The sequence below is a fragment of the Mycoplasma testudineum genome, from assembly GCF_002245785.1.
Classification (GTDB): domain Bacteria; phylum Bacillota_I; class Bacilli_A; order Mycoplasmatales; family Metamycoplasmataceae; genus Mycoplasmopsis_B; species Mycoplasmopsis_B testudinea.
Genome location: NZ_NNCE01000001.1, coordinates 1 through 12,525 on the forward strand (window position 1 = coordinate 1; position 12,525 = coordinate 12,525).

Annotated in this window: 8 protein-coding genes; 6 read left to right on the plus strand and 2 right to left on the minus strand. The window is 26.3% G+C overall.

From position 1 onward, the window contains the following. Positions 1 to 47 precede the first annotated feature (47 nt). Complete coding sequence (locus CG473_RS00005; protein WP_094254267.1) at positions 48 to 1,277, minus strand: hypothetical protein; 1,230 nt, start codon at positions 1,275 to 1,277, stop codon at positions 48 to 50. 175 nt (positions 1,278 to 1,452) lie between these two features. Here CG473_RS00005 and CG473_RS00010 point away from each other — a divergent pair, with 175 nt between their 5' ends. The 6 genes from CG473_RS00010 to CG473_RS00035 all read left to right on the plus strand — a co-directional run bounded on the left by CG473_RS00010 (position 1,453) and on the right by CG473_RS00035 (position 11,781). Then, complete coding sequence (locus CG473_RS00010) at positions 1,453 to 2,151, plus strand: tyrosine-type recombinase/integrase (protein WP_094254268.1); 699 nt, start codon at positions 1,453 to 1,455, stop codon at positions 2,149 to 2,151. 288 nt (positions 2,152 to 2,439) lie between these two features. Further along, positions 2,440 to 3,330 carry a hypothetical protein gene (locus CG473_RS00015; RefSeq protein ID WP_094254269.1) on the plus strand — a complete coding sequence of 297 codons (891 nt, stop codon included), beginning with the start codon at positions 2,440 to 2,442 and terminating at the stop codon, positions 3,328 to 3,330. A gap of 219 nt (positions 3,331 to 3,549) precedes the next feature. Next, a complete protein-coding gene (locus CG473_RS00020) occupies positions 3,550 to 4,491 on the plus strand; it encodes a hypothetical protein (RefSeq protein WP_094254270.1) in 942 nt (313 codons plus the stop codon). 391 nt (positions 4,492 to 4,882) lie between these two features. After that, positions 4,883 to 5,125: a hypothetical protein gene (locus CG473_RS00025; protein WP_094254271.1), complete on the plus strand. Its 243-nt coding sequence runs from the start codon at positions 4,883 to 4,885 to the stop codon at positions 5,123 to 5,125. 212 nt (positions 5,126 to 5,337) lie between these two features. Beyond that, complete coding sequence (locus CG473_RS00030; protein ID WP_094254272.1) at positions 5,338 to 8,124, plus strand: lipoprotein 17-related variable surface protein; 2,787 nt, start codon at positions 5,338 to 5,340, stop codon at positions 8,122 to 8,124. A 567-nt stretch (positions 8,125 to 8,691) separates the two neighbouring features. Continuing rightward, on the plus strand, positions 8,692 to 11,781 hold the full coding sequence (locus CG473_RS00035) for a lipoprotein 17-related variable surface protein (protein ID WP_094254273.1): 3,090 nt from the start codon (positions 8,692 to 8,694) through the stop codon (positions 11,779 to 11,781). 116 nt (positions 11,782 to 11,897) lie between these two features. Here CG473_RS00035 and CG473_RS00040 read toward each other — a convergent pair whose 3' ends face one another. Beyond that, positions 11,898 to 12,137: a hypothetical protein gene (locus CG473_RS00040; RefSeq protein WP_094254274.1), complete on the minus strand. Its 240-nt coding sequence runs from the start codon at positions 12,135 to 12,137 to the stop codon at positions 11,898 to 11,900. Between the last annotated feature and the right edge of the window lie 388 nt (positions 12,138 to 12,525).

The following is a 12,525-nucleotide window of genomic DNA, read 5'->3' on the forward strand; positions in this document are numbered from 1 at the left end:
AACACCTTTATCGATCATCTCGATTATTTTGATTTTGTCTTCATATGTTAGTTTCATAAGAAAAACCCCTTAAGTTTAGATCTGGCCCTACTTAAAGGGTTCTCTACAAAAGCAAAAGCTACCCCTTTTTCTTCAAAATTAGTTAAACTAATATCATTAAAGAAGTCTTCTTTATTTTTGTAATTGTTTGTTTCTGAAGGATATTCGGCTGTTTTCTTAGTTGTTTTATCAACTAATGCTTTAAATGAATTTTGAACCGCATCTACATCAGCTTGTGCAACTTTGGCGGTTGTATTAAAACCAGTAACAGTTATTTTAGTAGTTGCATCTTTTGAACCTGATTTAGAAATAGTAATTATAATTGTTTTAGTTCCTTTAGTTGAATCGTTTGTAATCTCACCTAAAGCTAAAGTAGTTGATTTTTTGTTAAAGCTTTCTTTTTTAAGATCAGTTAATAACTCATTAACTGTTTTGTAATTATTTGATTCAGTTGGCAAATCCGATGTATGTTTAGATGTTACTTTTGGTTCCATTGCTTCTAAATCAGCTTTAACTGTTTCAACTTCAGCCTGAGCAACTTTAGCCGTTGTATTAAATCCAGTTATAGTAATTGTTGCTGTAGTGTTTGTAGCATCTTTTTTTGAAATACTGATTACAACTGTTTTTGTTCCTGCTGCTTCATCATTTGTTGTTTTACCTAGAGCTAGTGTTGCTTGTTTACTATCAAAAGTATTTTGATTTAAATCAGTTAGTAATTCATCAACAGTTTTATAATCGTTGTTAGTTGTAGGTAATTCATTTTTATGCCCGACTGTTGTTTTAGGATTAACTGCTTCTAAAGCAGCTTTAACAGCATTTACATCCGCTGGTGCTCCTTGGGCTGTTGTTTTAAAACCGCTAACTGTAACTGTTAGTGTTGCACTTGTGGCACCTGTTTTTGATATTGTGATTGTAAATGATTTGATTCCAAAGTTAGCATCATTTTTAAAACTGCTTAGAGTTAATGTAGTTTCTTTCGTATCAAATTTATTTTGGTTAATATCTGCTAAAAATTTAGCTGCATCATCATAGTTATTTTTTGCATCGGGTAAATCATTTTTATGATTAACAGTTGTTCTAACACTAATAGCTTCTAAAGCTGTTTTAACCTCATTTACATCTAGTTGATTTTTATTTTCTGGTGTAATTTTACTATCTAATGATTTTTTACTTGGTAGTGGACTAACTGTAATTTTTACATCTTTATTAGCGGTCCCATTACTTAATGTTAATGTCATAATAATAGTTGTCGCTTCATCATTAGCGGGCGCAGTTACAACAACTTTTGTAATAGTTGCAGCACCTAAACCTGTATCAAAATTGCCATTATTTTACCTTGAATATTAGCATGAATATAAACGAATATAAATTTCAATATTTATATCATTATAAATATATTTAAGAAAGGTAAAAATGGACAAATACATTAAATATTTAGATAAAAATAATTATTCAAAAAACACCATAAAAACATATAAAAATATATTAGAAAACTATGTTGATTTATTATCTGACATGAGACTGGTTAGGTCAAAATTGTTAGATGATAAATACAGCCCCAATACTATGTGAACACATTACAATGTTCTTTTATCATATTTGAAATTCAAAAAGGATAAAAGAACGAATGTTTTATCAAGAATAAAACTTTCGAAAATTCCTAATGTTTATAGACAAGTATTTACAAAAGATTTTTTATATAAAAAAACAAGTGATCTTGACAATTATAAAAATATTATTGTCAGACTTTTATTTGAAACAGGGATTAGAGCTAATGAACTTAAAAGTTTAACTTTAGTAGATCAATCTACTATTAAAGTAGTTGGTAAAGGTAATAAAACTAGAGAAATTTTTCATAATTTTGAGACAACAAAATTATTTAAAGGTTTTGAATATAGTTATAAAACATTAAGAATGTGAGTTAAAGAAGTTTTAGGCAATGAATATACTCCTCATAGTATAAGAAGAAGCCATGCAACTCATATGCTTTTAAGAGGCGCTAATCCTAAAACGGTAATGTTGCAATTAGGGCATTCAAAAGTTGAAACAACTTATAAGTATTTAAATTTATCAAAAAAAGAAAATAGAAAACAGTATTTAAAACATTTTTAAGTATTAAATAATATTTTCAATAATCACACTTTTATAAATCTAAAAGTGCTTTTTTTCATAACTATTTATATGTTTTTTAAACTAATTAAAATATGTAAGTTGATAGTTATTAAATTCAAAAATAATAATTGATTTTTAATTTGCTTACATATTTTTTGAATTAAATTTAAAAAAAATCAGATTTTAATTAATACTTAAGCAAAAAAGCAATTTTTTTATAATAAGGCAGATTAAAAAAATAATCACGGTTTAAAAATTAAAAAGCAATATTGTCTTGAAAGGAAATATATGAAAAAACGTAAACTAATTTCACTTCTAATTAGTCCTTTACTAATAAGTTTTATTGCAACTATTTCCTGCAATCAAAATCCTAGTGTTAGTGCTAATTTAGCTTTATCAAATATAATCAAAGGTATTTCTGATCAAACTATTAATGCTGATGATGGAATATTAGTTAATGATTTATCTAAATCTATTAATGCATTAACTAATTCTAATTCAAATTACATAACTAAAAAAATTAAAATCTTATTATTGCCAACATTTCAAGCAGCTCTTGGAGAAATTGCAAAAATAGAATCAGTTACTTTTAATACAAATGGTGAAGATGTAAGTTTAAAATTAATTATTTCTTATCCTAATGCAACTAGTAATCAAGAAGTAACATTTAAAATTGCTAATCTAAAATCATTAATTGATTTAGATGCTATTTTTAATAATCTAAATAGTAAAACATATAAACCTAAAGTTGAATATTCATCTAGAACTCCCTTCGAGTGAATGACATGAATAGAATCTTTTAATTTACATAGTTTAAATAATGAATTTAAAAAGCGAATTGAATCTAGTTTTAGTAATGATTTAAATGGTGCTTTAATTACTAAAATTGCAGTTACAAAACCTAATAGCGAATCTACTTTTTTAAATGTCAAACTTACTTTAAGTAATGCAATTAATGAAAAACAAGTAACAATTAATATTGGACCATTATGAAATCAAAAGTCAATTCCTTCTGAAATTGATAAAAATGTGGCTTTAAATATTTATCCTAAACTTGTTAATTCAAGCATTGTAAATTTACTTGAAAGAAAAAAAAGAGCTACTGAAGTAGTATCAAATTTATTAAATACACATAACTTCAAAATATTTGAAGCTGTTACAGATTTATTAAATTTATAACCAACTTCTAATTCTATTTATAATTTAACAACTGATGAATCAGAATTAGTAATTAACGATGATTATTCATTAAGATCAATTGTTAATAAATCAGAAGCAACTGATCAAAATGGTTCTTTTGCTGTTTGATTTGTCTTATATAAAAATTCAACTAATCAGTATCTATCTAAAGATGGATCTAGATTAGATTATGATTTTAAAAATGTAAATGCTCATAGTGTGAATTTTTATGGCTATATTACTAGTGATGTTTCGGCTTATTATAATTCTGTTTTAGATCAATATAAATTTGTACCAACTAAAGCTGATTCAGCAGAATTATTTGTAAAAAATTTAGCTAAATATGATCCAATTTCTAAAGAAGCTAAATTAACTAGAGCAGAATTATTAGGCTTATTTCCTTCAATTAGATTAGGTTCATTACCTAATTCTGTTTTAGAATTAAATTCATATCCTTTTAAAGATGAATATGTTATTAAGTTAGCCGAAGCAAATGATACAGAAGCAAAATTAATTATTAAAGCACGACTTTTATGAAATAAATGATTATATGATGTTAGTGGATTATTAATTGGTGATGAAAATTCACTAGGTGTTAAAAATATTACAGTAACTGGTTTTACAATTCCGCAAGCTAAACAAGATATATTAGATGTTAATGATGTTGAATATAGATTAAGACAATTAACTAAATCTTTAAGTCATAAGTACAAAAATACAGTTCCATCTGAATTAAATAATTATTCAAGTGCACTTGATTTTTTTAGTGATATTAATGAAAGTGATTTTAATACTAGAAATACAAATATAACTTTTAGTAATTTTGTTAATAATTTAAGTAATGGTACAAAATCATTTAATATCATTATTTCTAGTCCTAGTGCTAGAACTAAAACAGTTCCTTTTGTTGTTTCTGGATTTAAAAAAGGTGATCAAGCTGCTAAAAGTTGATATCAAAAATGAAGTTCAAGAACAAATTGATTAGTTCATCAATATGATCTAGAAAAAAATCAATTAGCTTTAACTAGAAAAAGCGCTATAGCCGCTTGAAATAAACATAATAATATTGAAAGTAAATTTAATGCACTCTTAAGTACTAATTTAGATGAAAATCAAAGTCCAACTACTTTAAGTGGATATTTACCTGTTTTTAATATCTAAGTAATAACTACAAATCCTAGTAGCACTACTTTAAATATTGAATATTATTTATCTAAAATTGATATTAATACATCTTTAGTTACATATATAGCATAAATATGGTAATGAAAGCACAGATTTATCTAAATTAAAAAAATCAATTTTAACACTAACAGACTTAGTTAGTGATAATCAGCAATTACTAACTCAAATTGTAAGTATAAGAGCTGCTGATAATAATTATGGGATTTATAATGCTTTTTGAAGTCTTAAAGAATGAGAAGATTATTTTAAAAATAGCACTGCAAACATATTAGAAAATCTTAATTCAAGAATTGCTCAAGGCTTATGATTAAGGTCTGTTAATGAACAAACTGGGCCTGAAGCAAATGCAACATTAACTAAAGTTAAATTGCTTAATAAAAATAATCAAACTGATCAAATTACTATTAAAGCATTTATGTCTATACCAACAGTTAAATCTAAATTACTTGGCGGAGTCTATGATTCAATTAAAATAAGAGTGTATGTTTTAACATTAAGTTTAAATGGCACGACTCTAGATGTAATAGTAGGCGGACTTCATTCAAATGGTGGTAATGGCTGAGATTTAGATAAACCTAGATCAAAACAAGTTGCTGAAGGTATTAAATAGGAAAATTTACCTGAATAAAATTAAAAGATAAGATTTTAATTATTTTTAATGTCGAATTTAGGTTTTTTAAGTTTTTTTAGTAAAATGATCTAAATAATTTCAGCTTTAGTTGTTTAAAAAACAACAAAAAAATTTTTAAAGAATTTATAAATATTTGAATTAATTTTTTAGTGATTTATATAGGATATAGGCATGAAAATAAGGAGTCATACATGAAAGCAAACAAATTAATATTTTTTACTGGACTACCATTGGTAGTAGGTGCAACGGCAGCGGTGTCTATTGCCTGTGCTAATCCAATAAGTAAAAACGACCAAGACAAACTAAATAGTATTATCGCTGCTCTAAATGGTAAAACTGTAGATTTAAAAACTCAAACCCAATTAAGTGATTTTATTAACACTATAAATAATGTAAATAACGAAAATATCGACAAAACTATCGATGATTTATTTGGTACTCCAATAAGTGCCAATATCGGTGAGTTCGCCAAAATTGAAAAAATTGAATTTGATAAAGCGACTAAAAGTTTAACTGTAACTATAAAATATAACAATGTCGCTGATTCAAGAAGTGCAACTTTTACAGTTGGTAATTTAATTGATCCAAAAAGTAATTTTAAAGTTGATTTAGCAACAATCGCTAACTTAATTAGTGATAAAACATATAATCCAATCACTAGATATGACAATTTAGATTCAGCTGGTTGAACTCAATTAGCAAATAGTTTATCTCAAAGTGATAATACCGAAATAATCAAATCATTATTTGATCCTCAATTTAGTAAAGATCTTAATGAAGCATCAATTGATAATATAAGTTTTAGTCAAATTGCAAGTAGTACAACTACATTAAATGTAAGTATTAAAATTTCTAATGACATCGAACAAACAAAAGATGTTAGTTTTAAACTAAACTTACCAAATCAAATTAAAAAAGAAGTTACACAAGCTTTAGAATTAGAATCTAGAAAACTTTTCCCAGAAAGTAGAGTAACAAGTTCTACAAACTTACTGCCTTCTGAACAAAAAGTTAACAGTTTTGAAGAGTTAATGAAATTAGTTGCTCCAGCTGTTGATTACACCGAAGATGCTGCAATTACATATGCGTTATTCAAAATAGTTGATAATGACGCAACTGGAACTAAGTCAGTTACAATTAGATTAACAAAAGAAGGTATTGATAAAGATCTTACTTGATTAATTAGTGGATACAACACTACTACATTTGTTGATACTAAAATTGTTAATGAAGAAGTTGCTAAATTTGCAAGTTTAACTAAAAAAGCAAAACAAAGTACTTTAAAACCAAGCCAAGTAACAATTGATAGTTTAGATTCACTAAATAAAGCAGTAAGTGAGCCATATACATTTACTTTAAGTAAAGATGTAACTTATTCATTTACATCTAAAAACGATGATGAAAAAGGAACTAAAGTAGTTACAGTTACTTTAACAAAAGGGGATGTTAAAGCAACAATTGATGTTACAATTTCAGGATTCTTAACTACTGATAAGGAAATAGCAAACGAACTAGAAGTTGAATTAGCTAAACTTAAACCTTCTGAAGAACAAAAAGCATCTCAGCCAGATAAGTTACCTTCAGATGTTACAGTTAGTGATTTTGCTTCATTAAATTTAGCAATATCTGCTCCATTTGCTTATGAACAACAAAAAGATGTTACTTATAAATTTGAAAGTACTAATGATAATAACACTGGTGTTAAAACAGTAAAAATTATTGCAACAAAAAATAGCGTAAGTAAAGAAATTACAATCACAATTGCTGGATTCCAATCACAAACAGAAGTGGAAAAAGAAAAGCAAGATGCAGCAGATTTAAAAACTTTTGTTGAGTCACTAGGTACAACTGGTGAAACTAAATCAAAAAGTAGAAGAGCTAATAGTTCAACAGACTATAAAGATTTAACAGAGTTTTTAAACAATATAGATAAAAACATTAAACACGATGGTATGAGTGCTACTTTTGCTAATTTCGTAAACAATGCAGATACCGGAGGTAAAACTTTTGATATAACTATTGTCAAAGGTAAATCAAGCCAAGTTGTTAAATTTACTGTTAGCGGCTTTTCAGTTGAATTATCTAATATTGTAAAAACACTTTCAAAAGCTAATAAATACGCTCATTATCCATTAAAAGCAACAACTGATGCTGACAGAATAAAATTAAAAGCATATATTACCGATATAATTACAAATACTACTAGTGATATAGATAAGTTCTTTGATAAATTACTTTATGTATTTGAAGCTTCAATGGAATATAACTCAGTTAGAGAAATTACAAAAAATTACGAACTAGATTTAAGTACACCTGTTGTAGTAAGTAATGCATTTGATGATAAAACCGGTCAAGTTAAACCAGCAATTAAATTTACTCTAGTTTCTAAATTTGATACTGCCAACAAACAAGAAGTTAAAATGGTTGTTGATAATGATAGATCTGACTTAGTAGGTAATGAATACTTATTCTGAGATTCAAAACCTGCTGTAAAAGTAGAAGATAATATTTGACAAGTAGTTCTAGTTGATATAGATGGAAGAGAATTAACAAAATCTCAAGTAGCATTATTAGCACAATACGCAGGAAATAATTTCTGAGGAAAACTTTCAATTAATAGATATGCATTCAGTATGTGATTGGTTGTTGGCAAAGCTCTTCCAAGATATGAAACAGTTAAGAAAATTTATTTATATGATGTTAACAAAGTTAAAGATAGTGTGGCTGATTTATCGAAATTAGATAATACATACACAGAATACAAACCTTCTGAAGGATATATTGGCGGAATTTCTGCATCAGTTTCTGCAAGAGAAAACAGCTTCAAGTCATTCTATGGAGACCCTATGTTAAATATTGAAAGCGAAACTAAATTTTATAGAGAAATTAGTGGTGCATTCATCTTATTTGCCGATAAATCAATAACAGGAACAAACGCTTATAACGGCACAAATCCCGAAGATACTTCTAAAAAATAAAATTCAATAAAACTAAAAAGCATTTTGTTACGGAATGTTTTTTAGTTTTAAATATTATGAAACCCCTTTAATACTTCAGTATCTGTTTTCACCTGTCGAATATGAGTTTTAATGATTGAAATTCCTGACTTAGGTTTCGTTTACCATTTTAGAAGTTTATTTTCAAATAACATATTTTTCATATAGCTTCACTATAACTTAAAGCACATTTAACTTAAATTTAGAGCCATCTATATTTGTCCTTTAATTTCTTTTACATTTCAATTGCTAATTCGGTAGTTTTAATTCTGGAGCTTATTCAATGTACTTAAATTTTAGCATAGCAATTCTAAACTCAACAATAAGTGATTTTCAAATTACGAAATGTTAAGGTTAAAATTTAGATAACTCTAAAATTTGGATGCTGTTGTTCGAATTCTATATAAAGATAATTAAGAATTAAAATCTAAATAAAATTAATTTTTAGTCACTAAATAAATCTTAAAAATCTGGTAAATAAAAGTCAAATATTTAAATTACCTTTTTTGTGAATTTTATAAAATTTGTTCTTAAGAGTAAGGAGTAAATGTGAACTTAAAAAAAATAATTTTTTTCACAAGCCTACCATTTGTAGTAGGAACAACGGCAGCAGTTTCAATTGCTTGTGCTAATCCATTAAATAAAACTAATCAAGAAAAATTAAATAGTATTATTGAAGCTTTAAGTGGAAAAACCATAGATTTAAAAACACAAACTGAACTAAATGAATTCATAAACAACATTTCAGATTTAAATAGTGAAACAGTTGATCAAAAAGTTGACAAATTATTTGGTTCAGTTGTAAGTGCTACAATTGGAAAATTCGCAAGCATTCAGAAATTAAATTTTGATAAAGATACTAAAAAGTTAACTGTAACTATTAAATACAATGATGTTAATGAAACAAAAGTAGTAAGCTTTGTAGTTGGAAATTTAGTTGATTCAAAAAGCAAGTTTAAAGTTGACATTGCAACAATTGCTAATTTAATTAGTAATAAAACTTACAATCCAGTTTCAAAATATGACACGTTAGATTTAAATGGTTGAAATTTATTAGCGATTAATTTAACTTTAAATAATAAAACTAATACAATTAAAAGTTGATTTGAAACACAATTTAGTCAAGATTTAGGTGAAGCAAATATCGAAAGTATAATATTTACCCAACCAATAGCTAATTCAGTAACATTAGATGTCAACATTAAAATTGTTGATGACATAAGACAAACTGAAGATGTTATTTTCAAATTAAATTTACCAAATCAAATCAAACTTGAAACTACTGAAGCTCTAGAAGCTGAAAATCAAAAATTATTACCAGAAAACAGAATTACAAATACTCCAAACTTTCTCCCATCTGAACAAGAAATTACTAGTTTTGAACAATTAATGACATCAGTTGAACCTGAATTAAGTTTAATAGTAGATAATTCTATTACTTATTCACTATTAAAAGTTATTGATAATGATGAAAACGGAACTAAATCTGTTACTATTCGTTTAACTAAAGGAGGTATTAATAAAGATTTAACCTGATTAATTACCGGATACAGTACTACTACATTTATTAATACAAAAGCTATTAATGATGAAATTGTCAAATTTGATAGTTTAACTAAAGAAACTAATGATAGTAATTTATTGCCAAGCCAGGCACAAATAGATAGTTTTACAACATTAAATAAATTTTTAAAATCCCCATATAAATTTAATATAAATACTGATGTGACTTATTTATTTAAAGTTAAAGATGAGGATCAAAAAGGTACAAAAGTAGTTGAAATTACTTTAAGCAAAGGTGAAATTAGTGCAAAAATTGATGTTGTTATTTCAGGATTTTTAACTACTTCTAAATTAGCTCAAAGTTATTTAGAAGCTGAATTATTAAAGTTAAAAATTGATGAAAATCAAAAAGCAACAGATTCAAATAAATTGCCTTCAGAAGTTTTAATAACTGATTTTGATTCACTTAATTTAGCAATATCAGCTCCATATTCCTACAAACAAGCAAGTGATATTAAATATACTTTCAAAAGTGAAGGTGATGATAAATTAGGTACTAAAACTGTAACAATTTCTTTAATGAAAGATGGTGTAGTTAAAGAAATTACAATTACCATTTCAGGGTTTTTAACTACCGCAAAAGCAACACAAAATTATTTAGAAACGGAAGTAGTAAAATTAAAAGCTGATAATAAGAAAGCAAAAGATTCATCTAAATTTCCTTCAGAAATTACAATTACTAATTTAGCTTTGCTTAATTTAGCAATATCAAATCCATATTCTTATAAACAAGCAAGTGATATTACATATACTTTCAAAAGTAAAGATGATGATCAATTAGGTACTAAAACCGTAACAATTACTTTAACTAAAAATCGTATTAGTAAAGAAGTCACAATTGTTATATCAGGATTTAAATCTAAAGTATTCGTTGAAGCAGAAGCTGCAAAAGATAGACAAGATGCTATAGATGTTCAAGCTTTTGTTAATTACTTAGGTACAAGCGGAATTACGAAATCAAAAACTAGACAACCAAACGCTTCAACTGACTATAAAGATGTAACAACATTTTTAGAAAATATAAATAAAACTTATAACACTAATGGTTTTAATGTTACATTTAGTAATTTTGTAAATGATAAAGCTGAAGGAGCCAAAACATTTGATATAACAATTACCAAAGGAAAAACAATAAAAATTGTAAACTTCGTTGTAAGTGAGTTTTCAACTGAATTATATAAATTTGCTAAAGTTTTTGACAAACCCTTAGCATACACTGATGCAGTTATTAAAGCAGATACAAATATTAAAAGAGTTGAATTACTATCACATCTAGCAAATATTAGATCAAATAATTCAAGTGATTTAGATTTCTTTTTCTGAAAATTATTTAATGTCTTCCGCGTTGACTTAATAATATTTGAATATAAAGAATTCTTCAAAAATTACTTATTAGATTTAAGTAAACCGGTTGCAATAAGTAATTCATTTGATAATAAAACTGGAAAAGTTACTCCTAGTGTTAAATTTACAATAGTTTCAAAATCTAATTCTGCAGATAAAGAAGAAATTGAAATTAAAACCGATAATCTTAAACAAGATCTAGTTGGTAAGGAATACTTATTTTGAAATACAAAATCTGTTTTAAAAGTCAAGGATAATATTTGACAAGTAGTATTAGTTGATGTCGATGGAAATGAATTAACAAAATCTCAAGTAGCATTATTAGCACAATATGTAGGTAATAATTACTGAGCTAAATTGCCAATTAATGGATATTCTTTTGGAATGGCCTCGGTAATTACTCAAGCAATACCAAATGGTAATAATGTTAAAAAAGTTTATTTATATGATGTTAACGCAGTTAAAGACAGTGTACCTAATTTATCAAAAATAAATAATACATACATAGAATACAATCCTGCCGACGGCTATGTCGGTGGAGTTGCTAAATCAGTACGAACAAGAGCAAATGACTTTAAAACATTCTATGACTATACAACTTTATTAAATGAAGCAAGTACAACCAAAAACGAAGAACAATTTAGTGGCGCATTCTTGTTATTAGCAGATAAAGCAATAACCGGAGCAAATGCTTATAATGGCACAAATCCAATTGTTCCTTCTATGAAGTAAACATTCATAAATCAAAAAATGCATCCTTATTCGGGAATGCGTTTTTTAATAGGTCAGTATCACTTTCATTATCCTTATGACCTAGTTTGCATAATTACATGATCGTTTCAAATATTTTAAATATTATGAAATCCCTTTAAGATTGTAATATCAGCTTTAATGCTTACAATTTCATCTTTGATTTCTTTGATAATCTCAAAAAGTTTATTTTCAAACGATTTATTTTTCATATTAGTTTCATTATAACTTAAACTAACGTCTGACTTTAGTTTATAATCATCTAATATTTTTCCTTCAATTGGATTACCATTTCATTCACACAATTTGGCCAGTTTACTTCTAGAGTTTAAAACCAATTTTTCTCCAATATTATGACTTCGAATGTAATTTTCAAACTTTTGAGCATCTGTGTTTTTAATAGTTTTAATAAATGTACTTTTGATTGCGTAAAAATATTACTATTATTAATGCAATTTGATTTACTAAAAAAGCACTCTGATTCAGAATGCCTTTTTAACTAGGTCAATATCACTTTCACTATCCTAATGACCTAGTTTGCTTAGTTACACGATGGTTACAAATATTTTTAAATATTATGAAATCCCTTTAAGACTGTGATATCAGCTTTCATTTCAGCAATTTCAACTTTTATATTCGCAATATCAGCTTTAATTTCTTTGATCATCTCAAAAAGTTGACTTTCAAACGATTTATTTTTCATATTAGTTTCATTATAACTTAAAG